Source organism: Pseudomonas sp. LY-1 (assembly GCF_053502595.1).
In genome coordinates, this window is record NZ_CP094353.1 from 2,780,184 (window position 1) to 2,798,416 (window position 18,233).

The 18,233-nt window shown below is 62.3% G+C and carries 14 protein-coding genes; 8 read left to right on the forward strand and 6 right to left on the reverse strand.

All coding sequences use genetic code 11. The features are described from left to right. Positions 1 to 14 precede the first annotated feature (14 nt). From MOQ67_RS12900 to MOQ67_RS12910, 3 genes are all read right to left on the reverse strand, one after another. The gene (locus MOQ67_RS12900; protein WP_102617408.1) at positions 15 to 992 is read right to left on the reverse strand and encodes a FecR domain-containing protein; all 978 of its coding nucleotides are present in this window, start codon (positions 990 to 992) and stop codon (positions 15 to 17) included. Next, the gene (locus MOQ67_RS12905; RefSeq protein WP_079445008.1) at positions 993 to 1,508 is read right to left on the reverse strand and encodes a sigma-70 family RNA polymerase sigma factor; all 516 of its coding nucleotides are present in this window, start codon (positions 1,506 to 1,508) and stop codon (positions 993 to 995) included. A 135-nt stretch (positions 1,509 to 1,643) separates the two neighbouring features. Further along, complete coding sequence (locus MOQ67_RS12910; protein ID WP_448675932.1) at positions 1,644 to 2,888, reverse strand: MFS transporter; 1,245 nt, start codon at positions 2,886 to 2,888, stop codon at positions 1,644 to 1,646. Between the two features lie 116 nt (positions 2,889 to 3,004). Between MOQ67_RS12910 and MOQ67_RS12915 the strand changes: the two genes are divergently transcribed. The 4 genes from MOQ67_RS12915 (at position 3,005) to MOQ67_RS12930 (ending at position 9,259) form a co-directional block, all read left to right on the forward strand. Beyond that, on the forward strand, positions 3,005 to 5,215 hold the full coding sequence (locus MOQ67_RS12915) for a TonB-dependent receptor (protein WP_057005574.1): 2,211 nt from the start codon (positions 3,005 to 3,007) through the stop codon (positions 5,213 to 5,215). A gap of 183 nt (positions 5,216 to 5,398) precedes the next feature. Next, entirely contained in the window at positions 5,399 to 6,661 is a 1,263-nt protein-coding gene (locus tag MOQ67_RS12920) for a serine hydrolase domain-containing protein (RefSeq protein ID WP_177031796.1), read from the forward strand. 116 nt (positions 6,662 to 6,777) lie between these two features. Continuing rightward, entirely contained in the window at positions 6,778 to 8,115 is a 1,338-nt protein-coding gene (locus MOQ67_RS12925; RefSeq protein WP_198718444.1) for a hypothetical protein, read from the forward strand. Positions 8,116 to 8,155: 40 nt separating this feature from the next. Then, positions 8,156 to 9,259 carry a polyamine ABC transporter substrate-binding protein gene (locus MOQ67_RS12930; RefSeq protein ID WP_198718445.1) on the forward strand — a complete coding sequence of 368 codons (1,104 nt, stop codon included), beginning with the start codon at positions 8,156 to 8,158 and terminating at the stop codon, positions 9,257 to 9,259. Between the two features lie 26 nt (positions 9,260 to 9,285). On the opposite strand, the gene MOQ67_RS12935 is transcribed toward MOQ67_RS12930, so the two are convergent. Continuing rightward, positions 9,286 to 9,897 (reverse strand): TetR/AcrR family transcriptional regulator, encoded by a 612-nt coding sequence (locus tag MOQ67_RS12935; RefSeq protein WP_017847941.1) that lies wholly within the window; start codon positions 9,895 to 9,897, stop codon positions 9,286 to 9,288. A gap of 98 nt (positions 9,898 to 9,995) precedes the next feature. Continuing rightward, positions 9,996 to 11,768: a sigma-54-dependent Fis family transcriptional regulator gene (locus MOQ67_RS12940; RefSeq protein ID WP_057005577.1), complete on the reverse strand. Its 1,773-nt coding sequence runs from the start codon at positions 11,766 to 11,768 to the stop codon at positions 9,996 to 9,998. Between the two features lie 270 nt (positions 11,769 to 12,038). Between MOQ67_RS12940 and MOQ67_RS12945 the strand changes: the two genes are divergently transcribed. The 3 genes from MOQ67_RS12945 (at position 12,039) to MOQ67_RS12955 (ending at position 15,368) form a co-directional block, all read left to right on the forward strand. Continuing rightward, the gene (locus MOQ67_RS12945; RefSeq protein WP_198718446.1) at positions 12,039 to 13,514 is read left to right on the forward strand and encodes a benzaldehyde dehydrogenase; all 1,476 of its coding nucleotides are present in this window, start codon (positions 12,039 to 12,041) and stop codon (positions 13,512 to 13,514) included. Positions 13,515 to 13,571: 57 nt separating this feature from the next. Next, a complete protein-coding gene (locus tag MOQ67_RS12950) occupies positions 13,572 to 14,339 on the forward strand; it encodes a coniferyl-alcohol dehydrogenase (protein WP_046383966.1) in 768 nt (255 codons plus the stop codon). A gap of 81 nt (positions 14,340 to 14,420) precedes the next feature. Then, positions 14,421 to 15,368 carry a SphA family protein gene (locus MOQ67_RS12955; RefSeq protein WP_104903483.1) on the forward strand — a complete coding sequence of 316 codons (948 nt, stop codon included), beginning with the start codon at positions 14,421 to 14,423 and terminating at the stop codon, positions 15,366 to 15,368. Here the strand turns inward: MOQ67_RS12955 and mhpT are convergent. Then, positions 15,365 to 16,594 carry a 3-(3-hydroxy-phenyl)propionate transporter MhpT gene (mhpT, locus tag MOQ67_RS12960; RefSeq protein WP_017847936.1) on the reverse strand — a complete coding sequence of 410 codons (1,230 nt, stop codon included), beginning with the start codon at positions 16,592 to 16,594 and terminating at the stop codon, positions 15,365 to 15,367. The genes MOQ67_RS12955 and mhpT overlap by 4 nt on opposite strands. A gap of 312 nt (positions 16,595 to 16,906) precedes the next feature. Between mhpT and MOQ67_RS12965 the strand changes: the two genes are divergently transcribed. Beyond that, the gene (locus MOQ67_RS12965; protein WP_057005581.1) at positions 16,907 to 18,232 is read left to right on the forward strand and encodes an OprD family porin; all 1,326 of its coding nucleotides are present in this window, start codon (positions 16,907 to 16,909) and stop codon (positions 18,230 to 18,232) included. Position 18,233: the final 1 nt, after the last annotated feature.

Sequence of the window (18,233 nt, forward strand, 5' to 3'; positions counted from 1 at the left end):
TTGCCTTCGCGGCGTCAGGCGGGCGACAGCGTGACCCAATACCCGTTCAAATGGCCGGTGGCGAGCACCGGGTAGGTTTGCACCAGCATGTTCAAGGTGCGTTGGGTATCGCTGATCGGGAAGGCACCGGAGACGCGCAGGTCGGCAATGGCCGGATCGCAGCGCACAAAACCACGACGATAACGCGCCAGCTCGGCAACGAAATCCGCCAGGCGCATCTTGTCCGCCATCAGCATGCCCTGGGCCCAGGCACCGACGTAGCGACCGGCGGCAGTCAGCGCTCCAAAGGTCTGTGAGGAAAAGTCGGTGCGCTGCCCGGCGTTGACGATCAGCGGCTCCGTTTGGCGGTTTTCGGCCAGTTCCACTTTCACTGCGCCTTCCAGTACGGCGAGCTGGGTACGCGGGCCCAGTTCACGCACGGTAAAGCGCGTGCCCAGGGCCTGCATGCGGCCCTGTCGGGTGATGACGAGGAAGGGGCGGGGGACGGAAGCGGTATCCGGTGCGGTCTGCACCAGTATTTCGCCTTCGCGCAGATGGATGAGCCGCTGTTGGCCATCAAACAGCACATCCATGGCGGTGTCGGTATTCAACGTGATGCGTGAGCCATCGGCCAGGGTCAATTCGCGTCGTTGGCCCACGGCAGTGCGGTAGTCGGACGACCATCGGCCTGACTCCACCAGCTTCCAGCTGCCCCAACCCGCCGGTATCACCGCCAGCAGCAGGGCCAATTTACCCAGGGCCGCACGCCGCTCCGGATTGCTTGGCCGATCCAGCGCCGACATCGCCAGGGAAGATGGCAAGCCGCCCAGCTTGCTTTGCAGCAATTGCGCCCGCGACCACGCGCGATCGCGCTCGGGGCTGCTGACCTTCCAGCGCTCCCACTCGGCACGTTCGTTGTCGCTCAGCCCGTTGTCGCTCAAACGCATCAGCCATTCGGCGGCTTCTTCAAGCACGTCGGGATTCAGCGGTGGCTCTCTGCGCAGCGAGCGCATCTATTCGACCATCATCATGCAGTGCAGGAACGCTTGTTTCATGTAGCGTTTGACGGTGATCAGCGAGACGTCCAGTTGCTTGGCGATGTCGTCGTATTTCAGCCCGTTGATCTGCGACAGCAGGAACGCCCGCTTCACCAGCGGCGGCAGGGCATCGAGCATGGCGTCGATTTCGTGCAGGGTTTCCAGCACCATGAAGTGCGATTCAGGCGACGGCACATCCTGCGCGGGCGCATTGGCGAGTGCCTCCAGGTAGGCGCGCTCCAGCGCCTTGCGCTGGTACCAGTTGATCAGGATGCCCTTGGCCACGCAGCTCAAGTAGGCGCGAGGCTGCTCGATTACCGTGACCTGTGAAGCCAGGATGCGGGTGAAGGTGTCCTGCGCCAGATCCGCCGCATCCATGGCGTTGCCCAGTTTTCTTTTCAGCGTCGCGTACAGCCAGCTGTGATGCCCGCTGTACAGGGCCTCAATCGCGCGCAGGTGGCTCGGGTTGTTCGCGGAGTGGGTTTGGCTCATGGCGCGGGCGTGCATCTAATTGAGAAGTATTCCCAATGCTAGTTGACAAGATGCTTGAAAAGCAAGGGGGGATCAGTGCCCCGCGATCGGTGCGATCCCCTGTGCTGGCGTGTCCTTCATCGCCAGGCACCTGGTTCAATCCCGACCCGCGACTCGGTGGGGTTGCTTGCCCGCGGGCCAATAACGTAGGGCGACGATCAGCACCAGCGCCAGCGCATACGCCAGGCAAACGAACAGATACGTGTAGGGCAGGCCATACGCTTGGCTGAGCAAGCCGCCGATGCAGATACCGGCAATCGAGGCAAACTGCGCGGTGCTTTGCGCGATACCCAGTACATAGCCCTGTCGGGCGCTGTCGGCGGTGGTCGAGATCAGGGCCATCAGCACTGGCGTCGTGGCACCCAGCAGTACTCCCCAGACGAAGTAGGCCAGGATAAACACCACGGGGTTGCGGGTAATGCCCGCCACGGCGGTCAGCGCGATGCAACCGATCACCACGTAAGTGATGCGCTGCAGCGTCTGGCGTAGAGAGCGCTGCTCGAAGTAGCGCGACCATGCCGTCGCCGAAAGAATGAAGCCCAGGGCCAATAGCCCGTAGCACAGGCCGACCACTGAGTGGCTGACATCGAATGTGGAGCTGACGTAAAGCGAGAACGAAGTCTGGGGCAGCATTCGCGCCAACAGCAGAATCCCCATGATGCCCAACAGCGACAGCAGGGGCGAGCCGCGCCAGCCGGCAGCGCTGGCCTGGGCGGGGGCAGAGGTGTTTACCGGCGCGGTTTTTTTCACGGGGGGGACGTCCGGCAGTGTCATGGCGGCGATCACCGTGCAGGCGGCACATAACACCGAGGCCACGATATTGATCCAGAAAAATGTCGCGTAATCGAGAATCAGGCCGCCGAGCACGGCGCCCAGCAACGAGCCGACGTTGGTCGAGATCTGCAGAATCGCGAACAGCCGGGCCCGGCGCGACGGGCTTTCGATACTCACGCCGTAGGCCTGCGCCGGGGCAATGTAGCCCGCGAAGGCACCCTGCAGGAAACGCAGGGCCAGGATCGCCCAGATGTCGCTGAAAAACGCCAGGCCGAGCTGGGTCAAGGACAACCCGGCGAGCGCGCGGATCATCATCAACTTGTGCCCGTATCGATCGCCGATACGGCCCCAGAACGCACTGGTCAGCATGATGCCCAGCATCGGTCCCACGTACACAGCGATGCTGGCGAAACTGAAAAGCGCCTCCGAAGAGGCCAGCCCGCGCAGGTGTACGGGCCAGAACGGCCCGCTCATTTCCATCGCGCCCATGGAGACCAGTTGGATCGCGAACAAAAGATAAACAAGGGTTCTGACACTTGAACCCTGAATGACACCTGCATGGGACATGAGACGGCCTCGGCGGATGAACCCGGTAAAAAAACAGGGAGGGATGATACTTTTTCGCAAGTCGGCTGGCATTAGGAGTGATTCCCATTTTCCTACGTTGAAAGGATCCTCTCGTCATGCCCGTTATCTGTCGTCCCTATGGTGAACGCGTGTTAACCCTCGCGATTCGGAGCGCCATGCTGAATGTCGTCTTGGTCGCATGCAGCGCCAACGCCTCGGCGGCTACGCCACAGCCCGCAGCGGGCGACGCGTCAACGCCTGACAGCGCGCAGAGCCTGATCCTCGACACCACCACCATCGACGCCCGCGAGGCTGGCCCCACGGCATTGCCGCCGGTACTGGCCGGCGGGCAGGTCGCCCGTGGCGCGCGCCTGGGGATGATGGGCAACAAGGATGTGATGGACGCCCCGTTCAGTGTGACCAGCTACACCGCCAAAACCCTGGCCGACCTGCAGACAGTGACGGCGGCCGACGCCCTGGAGCGCGATCCTTCGGTGCGGTCCACGGGGCAAACGGGCGGTATCGTCGATTCGTTTTTCATCCGTGGGTTTGCCATCGGCGAAGGCAACCTTGGCGAGTTGGCCTATGACGGCGTGTACGGTGTGGCGCCGAACTACCGGACGTTCACCGACTACGCCGAACGCATCGAGGTGCTCAAGGGGCCCGGTGCGCTGATGTACGGTGTCTCGCCGAACAGCGGCGTTGGCGGCGTCATCAACATCGTGCCGAAACGGGCGCTGGATGAAGACCTGACGCGCTTTACCGGCAGTTACGCATCGGACTCCCAAGTGGGCGGCCACTTGGACATCAGCCGGCGCTTTGGTGAAGAAAACCAGTTTGGCCTGCGCTTCAACGGCAGCCTCCAGGGCGGCGACACCGCCGTCGATAATCAGAAGCGCGAGGTGGATATCGGGGCCATTGCCTTGGATTATCGCGGCGAGCGGTTGCGCCTGAACCTTGACTACATCAGCCAGAAAGAAAACTTTGACGGCGCCTCGCGCCCCTTCACCGTCGCAACGGGTGTCGACGTGCCATCTGCCGCCAATGGCCGCACCAGCCTGCCGCAAAAATGGGGTTGGTCGGACACCAAGGAACAGTCGGCACTGCTCGGCGGCGAGTATGACTTGAGCGATGCGCTGACCGTATTCGCCCATGCCGGCGGGGGCAAGTCGGACGTGAAGCGCCTGTCCGACCAGGTGCCCAGGATCCTCAACGACGCCGGCGATACCAGCAATATCCCGGGTTATTACAAGTTCAACGTCGACCGTTCGACCGCCGATGTGGGCCTTCGCGGGCTGTTCGCCACCGGGCCGGTGACGCACATGACCACGCTGATGGCGACCCGTTACCGGGACGAACTGTCCCGAGGCATCACCAATGGTAAGGAGATCCGCTCCAACATCTATCACCCGGTGGATACGCCCAAGCAATACCTCGACGCCCCCAAAGTGCTGCGCATTTCGGAAACGGAACTGTCCGGCGTCGCACTGACGGACACCCTGGGCATGCTGGACGACCGCCTCCAACTGACCCTCGGCCTGCGTCGGCAAGCGATCGAGTCGCGTAACTACAATGCCGCCGGGGCTGTCAGCTCCCGCAACAAAGACACTGCCACGACGCCGTTGCTGGGCGTCGTGGTCAAGCCCTGGGATGACGTGTCTTTGTATTACAACTATGTCGAGGGCTTGAGCAAGGGCGATACCGCCCCAGGCACCGCGAACAACGGCGGCCAGACATTCGCCCCTTATGTGTCCAAACAGCACGAGCTCGGCGTGAAGTATGAACACCACACGTTCATCACGACCGTGGCGTTGTTCCAGATCGAAAAACCCAGCGGCGAGCTGGGTGCCAACAATGTGTATTCCGTGCAATCGGAGCAACGCAACCGTGGCGTGGAGGTGAGCCTGTACGGGGAAGTCGCGCCGGGCACGCGCTTGATGGGGGGCGTGACGTTCCTCGACGGCGAGTTGACGAAGTCCGCCACCGCGGCCAACCGGGGCAACAAACCGGTCGGCGTACCCGACATCCAGGCCAACCTCTGGGCCGAATGGGATACCCCATGGCTGGAAGGCTTTACCTTGACCGGCGGCGCGATCTACACCGACAGCCAATACGTCAACCAGGCCAACACCCAGGAACTGGACGCCTGGACTCGCATCGATGCGGGCGCGCGTTATGCCACGAAGATAGAAGGGCGACCTACGACGTTCCGCGCCACCGTGCAGAACGTATTCGACCGTGAGTACTGGTCGGGCGTCGCGTCCTACGGCGCCTTTTCCCCGGGATCTCCGCGCACCTTGCAGTTGTCGGCCACGGTTGATTTCTGAGGTCGGTGTGGAGTGTGCTTTTCATGACGGCCAATGTGCCGCGCACCGCCGGCGACCGGCTCGATGCAGCGATAGCGGAGTGAGTGTTATCGAGTAAAAAGTTTTATTGACTAAAGATAAATATCGGGTAATGATTTCTGCGCATCTGCTCTCATGCAGAGTCATCTCCAGGGTCATCTCCCGATGAGTCATAAAAACCCGTCTTTTCTTGCGACGCTTTACGTCGAGGCCACTGAATCGTCGTCGGCCACTTGCGCGGCCCCTTTGCTGATGCATGGCTTTCCCGCCGAGCCGGAACACCGAGTCACGTGGCACAACTGGATGCGTCCGCCCTTCAGCCAGTGGGGGTTCCGCAACCTGGCGCGCTTGCGCCCCACTATTGACGTACCGGCGGGCCCAGGGCCGGTCGGTATGCTCAAGCAGGCTCCCAATGCGCTGGACCAGCTGTGTTTCGACAGTGAGTGTGGGCTGAGCATCAGCGTCATCGATCACCTCGAGGCCAGCCAGACCGACGCCTTTTTGGTGATGCAGGGCGACACGGTATTGTTCGAGCGCTACTTCAACGGTCAGCAGGCCTGCGACCGGCACATCATGTTTTCGGTGACCAAATCGCTGATCGGCACCCTTGGCGAACAGCTGGTTTCCAGTGGCGTGCTCGAGCCTGGGTTACCCGTCGCGTACTACGTGCCCGAACTGGTGGGCAGCGCGTTTGGCGATGCGACGGTGCGCCAGTTGTTCGATATGGCGGTGGGCATCGACTACAGCGAGGTGTACGACGATCCCAACTCGGAGAGCTCGCAGTACGGTTACGCCTGCGGGTTTCAACCGGCACCGGCGCAATACGCCCAATTCGAGTCGTTGTACCAGTACCTGCCATCCCTCAAAAAGCGCGCCAGCCACGGTGGCTTTTTCCATTATGTGACCGCGACCACCGAAGCCTTGGCTTGGGTCATGGAGCGCGCCTCGGGCAAGGCCTGCAGTCAGTTGTTGGCAGAAATCTGGAGCCGGCTGGGCTGTGATCGAGACGGCTATTTCATGGCTGATCCCTGGGGACGTAACGTCGCCGGGGCGGGTTTCAGTGCGACGTTAAGAGACATGGCGCGCTTCGGTCGTCTGCTGGCCAACGATGGCTGTCACGAGGGGGTTGAGCTGCTGTCGCCCGAGACCGTGGCACGTATCGCCGCCGGCGGGGATCCGGCGATCTACGCGCAAAATGCCGAGTTCTCCGGCTGGACACCGGGTGCGTCCTATCGAAGCCAGTGGTACGTGTTCAACGATCACAGCCAGGCCCTGATGGCCGGTGGCATCCACGGCCAGTACCTGTTCATCGACAAGCCCTCCGGCGTCGTGATCGTCAAGCAATCGTCGCTGACCGATGCGGTCGGCCCGTTCGATGCCGATAGCGTGCGAATGCTGCGCGCTATCAGCGCTCACCTGAGTCACTGACACACCCCGAAAAATAAGAGTCTTGCGTTCTATTCACCTGGCTTTGCCATGTGTTGGCGGCGCTTTGCGTCGCCATTGACTGCCCTGTAACAACAATAATCACACAGGAGCTTCTTATGGTTTTCATCAAGCGTTTCTCTCGAGCGCTCATAGCGGTCGGCTTACCCTTGACCACCCACCTCGCGTTGGCGGGCTACACCTTTGAGGACGGCGATCTCAAGGGCGAAGTCAACCTCACCGCGGGGGGCGCGACGCTATCAACCCGCGGCGTCAACTTCGGCAGCGGCCGGGTCGATGCGCGCAACGGTAAAAATGGCGGCACCAAGATCGACTGGCAAGAGTTCTACGTAAAACCCGGGGTCAAACTCGAGTATGCGTTGCAACCCGATTTCAGCTTGCTGGCCGGCGGTTCCCTGGTCGCGGCAAGCACGTTCGGCGACGGCGACGCGGGCGGTTTTACCCGCAGTTCCGACGGCAAGGTTGCCGCTGAAGAACTGTACGGCGGGTTCCGCGCCGGTGAGTGGAAGTTCACGGCTGGCCGCCAGAACTACATGGTCGGTACGGGGTTCATCGTCATGGACGGCAACCTGGACCAGCTCAAGGACGGCGCCTACTGGCTGGGCCCTCGAACCGCCTTCAAGGATTCGGCGATCCTGGCCTGGGAACATGGCGCCTTGAAGTCTCAGGCATTCACCCTGCGCACCGACGATGACCTGGGTGATTTCCGCATGACCGGCGTCAACCTCGATTACAACCTCGACGACCAAGTGACCCTGGGTGCCATGGCCATGCGGGTCAACGCCCTGGGGCCCAAAGGCAGTACGCTGCCTCGTCGTCGCGACGGCATGCAGGTGTACAACCTGCGGGCGCTCAATGCCAAGGTGCCCGGCGTACCGGCGCTGACCCTGAATGCGGAGTACGCGTTGGAGCGCGGTAGCGGCGAGGGGGTCGATTACGATGCCAACGCCTGGTACGGCCAGGCCGACTATGCCTTCAGCACGTTGCCGTTGACGCCTGTCATCGGTTATCGCTACGCGAGCTTTTCCGGTGATGACAACCTCAGCGATAACCGCCAGAAAGCCTGGGACCCGTTGAGCAAGGGCTTCGTCGACTGGAGTACGTGGCTCGTCGGCGACGTGGTCGGCAACTACCTGCTGTTCAACAGCAACGAAAATGTCCAACAGTTCTCGCTCAAGACCCACCTCAACGAGACCCTGACCCTCGGCGCCATTCACTACCAGTTCTGGCTCGATGAGAAAAACTACATGGGCGCGGCGGTCCGCGATCGGCGCTTTGCCGATGAGAGCGTGATATTCCTCGACTGGACGCCCACGCCGTCGTTCTATACGTCGCTGTCCTATAACTGGGTCAAACCACTGGCCGCCGCCAAGCAGGTGTTCGGTGACGACCAGACCTTCAGTGCGTTGGAACTGTATTTCACCTATCGCTATTAAGTGCCGCGAGCCTTTGCGGCCGCGCTGGAGTGTTTTTATCATGAACAGTTTTTTGCGTAATACCCTGCTGGGCACAGTCGCTTCGTTGTTGATCAGCGGTTTTTGCCTGGCCGAAGAACGAACCGTAAGGATCTACAACTGGATCGAATACCTGCCGCCGGAAGTGCTCAAGAGCTTCCAGGAAGAGACCGGAATCCGCCCGATCTACGATGTATTCGACAGCGCCGAAACCATGGAGTCCAAGCTGCTGACGGGAAACTCCGGGTATGACGTGGTATTCCCGGGCACCGCCAACCTGGGGCACCTGATCACTGCCGGTGCCGTCCAACCGTTGGACCGCGCGCAGTTGCCGAACTGGCAGCACCTGGACCCCGAGTTCATGAAATCCCTGGAAACGGTGGGGGACACCGGCAATCGCTACGCCGTGCCGTACCTATGGGGCACCACATTGATCGGCTACAACGTCGACAAGGTGCGCAAAGCCCTGGGCCCCGACGTGCAGATGAACAGCTGGGACATCATCTTCAAGGAAGAAAACCTCGCCAAGCTCGCCAGTTGTGGCGTGGGTTTCCTCGACGCCGGCAACGAGATCCTGCCGATTGCCTTGCACTACAAGGGCCTCGACCCCAATAGCCAGAAGCGTGAGGACTATGCGCAAGCCCAGGCCGTGATGATGAAGATCCGCCCTTACGTCACTTACTTCAACTCGTCGCGCTACGGCATGGACCTGGCCAACGGTGATATCTGTGTGGGCGTGGGCTGGTCCGGCGGTGTCGCATTGGCCGCGCGACTGGCAGATGCCGCCGGCAAAGGCGTCAAGGTCGAGATGGCACTGCCCAAGGAAGGCGCGCCGATGTGGGCGGACGTGATGATGATCCCGGCCAATGCGCCCGATACTGCAGAGGCCCATGCGTTCATCAATTACATCCTGCGCCCGGACGTGATTGCGCGCATCAGCAACAAGATCGGCTACCCCAACCCGAACAAGGACGCCACTGCGCTGGTGGACGCCAGCATCCGCAACGACCCCAACATGTATGTGCCGGAGGAAGCGCGCAAGACCCTGTTCGCCCTGGAGCCGATCCCGGCCGCCGTGGAGCGCATCCGTACCCGCACCTGGACCGCCATCAAGAGCAACCGCTGATCAGTATGGCCTGACCCCGCAATGGGTCAGGCCTGCATGCCGTAAAACAGCAACTCGGTGATACGCCTGACCTGGGTAGAGTGCGCGTCGATATCCGGGTGTTCCTGGTTCACCAGTCGGAACAGTTGCAGGTGCGAATAGTCGTTCAACAGGAACGCGGCCAATTCCACATCGAGTTGCGGGCGCAGCTTGCCGGCCCGTTGCAATTCCCGCAGCAATTCGCTGATTTCGGCCCTGAGCGCATCGTTCATGGCCCGATAGCCTGCCGGCAGTTCATTGTTGCCACCGAAGAGAATCAGCGGCAGCAGTTCACGCCACAGGCTGGGGTGCATGACTTCCAACGCATAGCCGGTAAGCAGGCGTTCCAGGTGGCAGAGCGCCTCGACCGGGTCGTCTATTTCGTGGATCCGGCTGCGGGTGTCGATGATCGCGCGTTGATCGGCGTGGTGCAGGATTTCCAGGATGATTTCCTGCTTGTTGCCGAAGTACTTGAACACCGTCGGCGGCGACACCCCGGCCTGGCTGGCGATCTGTTCGATGGTGGTGTTCTGGAAACCCTGGCGTTCAAACAGTTCGATCGCGGCCTTGCTGATGGCTTGCCGGCGTTCGGCTTTCTGACGTTCACGCAGTCCGCTCACAGGAGATCCTTGTCACGAGTAAAAAGAGGGGCGCTTGTCGCCCCGGTATCCCTGCAAAATACTTAATTGGGTAAAGCTTTTAAAGCACTAATTGCCATTCAAGGGGTTTGCCGCTGATGCTTCTTCAATCGGTAGGCAAATTGAGCGCGGCTGAGCCCCACGAGCCTGGCGGCGGCGGCCAGGTTGCCGGCGTTTTGTTGCAGCGCTTCATTGATCAGGCGCGATTCAAGGCCGTCGATGGAAAACCCCTGGTCCAGCTGGCCAAGGGTGTCCAGCAGTGCAGGGCGGGGCGCTGTGGTGGTTAGCTGCGGCCCGCTATTTGACAGGCTGCCGTGGTCGTCCAGGCCATAGGGATCGGCGGGCATCGGCTCGTTGCGAAACAGGTGCACCAGGTCAATCGCTTGGCCTTCGTCACTGGCGATCAGGCCGCGTTCGATTAGGTTTTGCAGCTCGCGCACATTGCCCGCGAAGTCATAGCGCAGCAAAACCTTCAGGGCGCGCATGGTCAGGCCCGCCGGCGTTCGCGCGTATTCCTGGCAGAAGCGCGTGAGGAATGCGTTGATCAGCAGCGGGATGTCGTCCCTGCGTTCGCGTAGCGGTGGCAGGGCGATGGGGTAGACATTCAGCCGGTAGAACAGGTCTTCACGAAACGTACCGTCAGCCACGGCTTTACGCAGGTCGATATTGGTGGCGGCGACCACGCGCACGTCCACCTTGATACCGCGCACGCCGCCGACCCGTTCGACTTCCCGCTCCTGCAGGGCCCGCAGCAACTTGCTCTGCCCGCCCAGGCTGAGGCTGGTGATTTCATCCAGGAACAGCGTGCCGCCCTGGGCCCGTTCGAAACGCCCAGGGCGCGAGTGCGTCGCGCCGGTATAGGCACCGCGTTCGACACCGAAGAGTTCGGCCTCGATCAGGTTATCCGGAATGGCGGCGCAATTGAGCGCCACGAACGGGCCGTCATGGCGGTGACTGAGCTGGTGCAACTGGCGCGCAAACATCTCCTTGCCCACCCCGGACTCACCGCTGATCAACACCGTTGCCGGGGTCAGCGCGACGCGTTGCAGGGCTTGTGTCGCGGCGTTGAACGCCGCGCTGGCGCCCACCAGCGTTTGCGGCGGGTTGGCCCTGGCGCTGCGGCTCACCGGGTGCTCGGGCGTGGGCGCGAGCGTGGTGCTGGTGACGGCTTGGGACACATTCAGGTAGCGCAGGTCCTGCTCGACGTCACCCCATTGCTCGGCCGTCTTGCCAATCACCCGACAGCTGCGGTGGCCCATGCCACGGCATTCCACTTCGCGGAAAATCACCATTTGCCCGAACAGGCCACTGACGAAACCGATCGCATAGCCGGTTTCAGTCCAGCACACCGGGTCCTGGCCGATGCCGTAGGCGCGCACATGCTCATCGGCCTCGCAGGAGTGGTGCCAGAGGAACTCACCTTCATAGAACCCCGAATCGGCATCGAACTTGAAGTGCAGCGGCTCGACCTTGGTCATGCCCTCCAGGGTGTGCAGGTGTGTCCCGGCGCGAAACACCGCGGCGGCATCGGCCTGTGGCCAGCGCTCGCGTATCAACCGCGCATCCCGCGCGCCGGAGGCATAACCGGTGCGGGTGAACAGGCCGCGCGCCTGCTCCAGGCCCAGGCGTTCGATGACCTCCCCGCGCAGGGCGCCGAACGACGAACTGTGCAGCAACAACATGCGTTGATCGTTGAGCCAGATACGCCCGTCTTCGGGAGAAAAAAACAGGCAGTCGGTCAGTTCCGCCGGCGTGGGCGAGCTGCCGGCACTGAGTTGGCGGCTGTCGCCGCGCGGATGGAAGGCCGCATTGGCCACCCGGTCGTCGGGCAGCGCACTGGGGGGATTAGTCATTGTTATGCCCCTGCAAAGCGAGTGAACGATATGAGTAACTGCTCAGATAGTTATTAAACATAACCTTATCAATTGAACAAGTGGCAGGGCCCCGGTTCTTGCAGGCAACCGCTCGGTGGGGTGTGAGCGCAGCGCGGCGGGCCGCGACCCAGAGCCCTCGACGCGTTACGTCAGCAGCTTTGCGCGCAAGCGGCACAGCCTTTGCTCAAGGCTTGATGCGGCGTTTGCACCCTGTGCAGGCGATGACAATTACAAGAACTCGGAGTTGCCATGTCAGTGTCTGAAACCACTCACTTTCTACAGCGGGCCATTGCGTCCGAATGCCTGTTCAACGGCGATTGGATACCCGCCTCGGGGTCCGTGATCCCAGTGATCGAACCCGCCACCGGCGAACCCCTGATGCGCTGCGCCATGGCCACCCCGGCCGACATCGCCATCGCCTGCCGCAACGCGGCCCTGGCGCAGCCGGCATGGGCTGCATTCGGCCCTCGGGAGCGTGCCGAGGTGTTTCGCAAGGCGGCGGACCTGGCTCAGCAGTCCTTTGCGGAACTGGCGCTGTATGTCGCGCGGGAAACCGGCGGCGCGTTGTTCAAGGGTGAACACGAAGTGCGCGAAGCGATAGTGCTGCTGCATCAGGCGGCGGGGCTGTTGTCCCAACCGCACGGGGTGGTGGTGCCCAGTGAAGCCGGGCGCCTGTCCTATGCGCGGCGTCAGCCCCATGGCGTGGTCGGGGTGATTTCGCCGTTCAATTTTCCGCTGATCCTGTCGCTGCGCTCGGTGGCGCCGGCGCTGGCGGCGGGCAATGCGGTGGTGCTCAAGCCCGACCCGCAGACGCCGGTCAGCGGTGGTTTTCTCATCGCCCGGCTGTTCGAAGAGGCGGGCTTGCCCAAGGGCCTGCTGCAGGTGTTGCCCGGCGCTGCGCCGGAGGGGGAGGCGCTGTGCCGCGATCCGAATGTGCGGATGATTGCGTTCACCGGATCCACCGCGGCGGGGCGCAAAGTCGCCGAAGTGGCGGGGCGACACCTGAAAAAAGTCGCGCTGGAACTGGGCGGCAAAAACCCGCTGATCATTCTCGAAGACGCCGACCTCGACCTGGCCGCGAGCAATGCCGCCTGGGGCGCCTGGATGCACCAGGGGCAGATCTGCATGGCGACCGGCTTGATTCTCGCCCATGAATCCATCGCCGAACGCCTCACGCGCAAGTTGGTGGACAAGGCCCGGGCGTTGACGGTGGGCAATGCCGCCCGGGGTGAGGCCGCGCTCGGCCCATTGATCAACCAACGGCAATTGCAGCGCGTACACGCAATCGTCAGCGACAGCCTGCAAGCGGGCGCGCGGTTGGAGGCGGGCGGCGAATATGACCGGTTGTTCTACCAGCCCACCGTGCTCAGTGGCGTGCGTCCGGGGATGCGCGCGTTTGAGGATGAAATCTTCGGCCCGGTGGCCACGGTGGTCAGCTTCGCCACGGACGAGGAGGCCATCGAACTGGCCAACCGCACCGAGTACGGCCTGTCGGCCGCCATCATCTCGCCGTCGGTCGGGCGCGCCATGGCCATCGGCGAGCGGCTTGACTGCGGCCTGCTGCACATCAACGACCAGACCGTGGCCGACGAATGCATCAACCCGTTCGGCGGGCGCGGCGCCTCCGGTAATGGCGGCAGCGTGGGCGGGCCGGCCGACTGGGACGAGTACAGCCAGTGGCAGTGGGTCACGCTGAAAAATACACCGCCTGCCTATCCGTTCTGAGCCCTGGCTCATCGGTTTGATCCACCCATGCCTATACAAAAACAAGAGGGCTTGAACATGAACCTGCAGAACAAAACCTTGATCGTCACTGGCGTCGCTTCCGGCATTGGCGCCGAGCTGGCGCGGCTTGCGCGCTTCCAGGGGGCCACGGTGATCGGCGTTGATCGCCATGCACCGCAACTGACCCTGGATAGCTTCGTCCAGGCTGACCTGGGCGACCCTGCCAGCATCGATGCGCTGGTGGCACGCCTGCCGGCGCGCATCGATGGGCTGTGCAACATTGCCGGCGTGCCCGGTACGGCGCCCTTGCAAGCGGTGGCCACGGTCAATTACCTGGGGCTGCGGCACCTGACCCAATCGCTGCTGCCACGCATGTCGGCGGGCGGCAGCATCGTCAATGTCGCCTCGGTCCTCGGTGCGCAATGGCCGCAACGGCTGGAGCGGCACAAGGCCCTGGCCGCGACGCCAAGCTTCGAGGCAGGGCAGCAGTGGCTGGCGGCCAACCCGGTGGAGCAGGACAACTGTTATCAGTACTTCAAGGAAGCGCTGATCGTGTGGAGCTTCCAGCAATCCCAGGGCTGGTTTCGCGATCACTCGGTACGCATCAACTGCGTCGCGCCGGGGCCGGTGTTTACCCCGATTCTCGGCGATTTCGTCAGCATGCTCGGGCCGGAACGGGTGGCCGCAGACAGCCAGCGCATGACCCGGCCAGCCCTGGCCGATGAGGTGGCGGCGGTGATTGCCTTCCTCTGCTCGGACGCTGCGCGCTGGGTCAACGGGGTCAATCTGCCGGTGGACGGTGGCTTGGCCGCGACCTACGTGTAGCGCTTGCAACGGCGCTAAACCCCGGCGCGGCGCCTCCGCGCCGGGGGTCTTGAACAACAACAAAAATACAGGACATCCAAGATGCTCAAGCCTATCTTGCGGACGGTTGCGGCCATGCCTTTTGTCGCACTGTCATCGATTGCACACGCTTACGACCTGCCCGGGCTCAACCTCGGCAGCACCAGTTTCTACGACGGCTCACCGGCTCCGGCCGGCCCTGGCTGGTACCTGGAGGAATACCTGACGTACTCCCGGGCCAGCCGCTTCAATGACGCCAACGGTCACAAGCTGGCGTTGCCCAGGCAGGACCTGGACGTGGTGGCGCCCACCACGCAGATCATCTACCTCGGGCAACCCCTGGCCAATGGTGCGATGCCGGGATTCACCCTGATCAACACCTCCTTGGTCCACGCAGATGTCGACGATGGTTTGAACAATGCGGCGCTGAGTTCTCGCGCCGGGTTTGGTGATGTGACTGTGGGGCCCTTCCTGCAACTGCCGACCCTGAGCCGCGCCGATGGCAGCCCGTTGTTGACCCAACGTGTCGAAGCCGATATCTCGGTGCCGGTGGGGGCCTATGACCGCAAGCGCTCGATCAACCCAGGCAGCAACTTCTGGTCATTCAACCCGTATTACGCGGCAACGTACTGGTTCAGCCCGAAGTGGTCGGCGAGCGGGCGTTTCATGTACCTGTGGAATGGCAAGAATGATGAGCCGCAGGCCGGTTTTGGGGATGTTTCCGATACCCAGGCCGGCCAGGCGTTGCATGCCAACCTGACCGTGCAATATGCCTTGAGCCAGCAACTGAGCGTGGGGGTGAACGGCTACTGGTTGAAGCAGATCACCGACACCCAGGTGGACGGGCACGCCGTGAGCGGGCGCCGGGAGAAGGTCTGGGCCATGGGCCCAGGCCTGTTATACGCCTTCAACAAGGAGAACGTGCTATCGGTGAACGCCTACTTTGAACAGCAGGCTGAGAACCGCACCGAGGGCAACAAACTGGTGCTCAATTGGCTGCACAAGTTCTAGGCTTTGGTGTGCCCGGCCGCTTCCGGGGTGGACAGGTTCAGTGGCGCCTTACGCACCATGACGGTGATGATGGCCAGCGCCGCGATCGCCAACCCGGGAGAGGTCGCCAGCAGGACGCCTGTGGTGCCCGCACCTGCGGCGAGCAGTTGTCCCGCCGCCAGCGGTCCGGCCACCGAGCCCAGCCGGCCGATGGCCACGGCCGCACCGACGCCGGTGGCGCGCACCGCCGTTGGATAGGAGGGCGGTGCCGACGCATAGAGCACCAACTGCGCGGCCATGACGAACAAGCCCGCGGCGAAACCGGCGATGGCCATGGGCACGATGCCCACCGACAGCCCGACCCCGGCCAGGGCCGCGAGCAGCCCGGCATACACGAACAGCACCACTCTGAGGGCATTGCAGCGGTCCAGCAGGACACCGCCGAGCAGCGAGCCAAGGGCGCCGCCGATGTTGAACAGCATCTGCACCATGCCCGCCTGGGGTTTGCTGAAGCCTTGTTCGAGCAACAACGACGGCAGCCAGTTGAGCAGCATGTACATCACAGTCAGGGTGAAGAAGTAGCTGAGCCACAAGGCCAGCGTGGTGCCTGCGCGCCCTTCGCCGAACAGCGCCTGGCGGGTGGAGGGGCGGGCACTGAGGGTATTGTCGAGCTGTTGGCGAAAGGCGTTGGACTCGGGCAGCAGCAGGATCATCAACGGCACGGCCAGCAAGGGCGCCAGGCCGCCGATGATAAAGGTGGTCTGCCAGTGTTCACTGGAAAACATCGCCACCACCGCCGCCAATGCGCCGCCCAACGGCACGCCGCAGTACATCACGCTGATGGCGGTGCCCCGGCTGCGTTCGCTGACCGCTTCGGCGCACAGCGCGATCAGGTTGGGCAGCGCGGCACCCAGCCCGAGGCCGGTCAGAAAGCGCACCAACAGCAGGCTCGAGTAGCTTTCGACAAACGCGGTGCAAAGCGAGAACAGCCCGAACAGCAGCACCGCGATCACCAGGATTTTCTTGCGCCCGATTCGGTCGGCGACCCAGCCACCGAAGAACGCCCCCGGCAGCAGGCCAATGATCCCGACGCTGAACACCCAACCGAGCATCTTCGGGTCCAGGGCAAAACTCTGGCGCAACCCCGCGGCGGCGGTTCCGGCGGCTTGCAGATCGAACCCTTCGATCAGCGCAACGATAAAGCACAACGCGATAGTCAGCGTCGAACGACGCGATGGACTGTCCATGGGCAAACCTCATTGTTGTTGTTTTTGTTGTGGTGGCGAGCGCAAGTGGCTGCTGCTGATTAAGATAACAAAGATAACTAAAAAATGAATGGCGTATTAAAAATGCTAAAAACAGTAAATAAGTGCTTTAAATTCATGGTGTTGTGATGCGTGTAAGTGTTCATCATAAAAATAGATAGCTTTATTAATGTTCGATTATCGGTCAGTCGCTGTTGACGAGTGCCGTCGGCTGTTTCCATTCTCTATTGGCGAAGCCGAACGGGCCGAGCGTGTGCCACCCCCAAAAACAACAACAAAAAATGGACAACGAACATGCCAAAACTCCCGATGGAGGACGCCGTTGCAGTGGCGTCCGTCTCCTGTGTGTCGAACCGCAAGCCAGGCCTGGTCATGGCGTTGCTGGCCTTGAGCGTGTTGCCCTCCCAGCTGTGGGCGGCCGGCTTTATCGACGACAGCCACGGCACCTTGACCCTGCGCAATTACTATCTGGATCGCGACTACAAGGACGACGGTGCAAAGACCGCTGCGCGAGAATGGGCCCAGGCGTTCATCCTCAACCTGGAATCGGGGTACACCCCGGGCCCGCTGGGCTTTGGCCTGGATGTGCGCGGGTTGATGGGGGTCAAGCTCGATTCTTCGCCGGACCGCAGCGGCACCGAGTTGTTGCCGGTGTCGGCCAGCGACAAGCGTGCCGCCGATGAGTACTCGCGCCTGGCGCCGACCGCCAAGATGCGGTTTGCCCAAACCACCGTGAAGACCGGTGACGTGTCGATCTTCCTGCCGTTCGCCTTTGCCAGCCCGTCGCGCCTGCTGCCGCAAACCTTTCGCGGCACCACCTTGAGCTCCAAGGACATCGACGGCCTGACCTTCAATACCGGCTATATCGACCGCATCAACAAACGCGACTCCACCAGCTACCAGGCCATGACCATCGCCTCGCCCAACCGGCGTTTCAATGCCACCGCCACCACCTCGCACCTGGCTTACGTCGGCGGTGACTACCAGGTCAACAAAGACCTCAGCCTGCGCGCCTATCACTCGCAGATAGCCGACCTCTACCAGCAGGACACCCTGGCGTTGCTGCACAATCTGCCCGTGGGCGATGGCGTGCTCACCAGCGACTTGCGCAGTTTCTTCAGTCGCGAGGACGGCAGTGCCAAGGCGGGGAACGTGGATAACCGCAACCTCTCGGCGTTGTTTGGCTACCGCCTGGGCGGTCACAAATTCAGCCTGGGCTACATGCATTCCAGTGGGGAGACGGCCACGCCCTATATCTCCGGGACGGAGCTGATGGGCATGAGCGAACTGACCATGAGTTCGGACTTTCTCAACGCCAAGGAGCGCACCTGGCAGGCGATCTACGACTACGACTTCGCGGCTTCCGGTTTACCGGGCCTGAAGGGCCGGCTGCGTTACGTGCGCGGCGATAACATCGAGCTGGCGGCATTCAACGCCGAGGATCGCAAGGAGCGCGAGTTCCAGATGGAGCTGGGCTACGTGATCCAGAGCGGCCCGCTGAAGAACGTCGGGCTGCTGGCGCGCAAGTCGATCTATCGCAATGACTTCCCGGCTGGCGCGGCATTTCGCGATGAAAACCAGACCCGTTTCCTGGTGCTCTACACCGTGGCGCTCTGGTAAG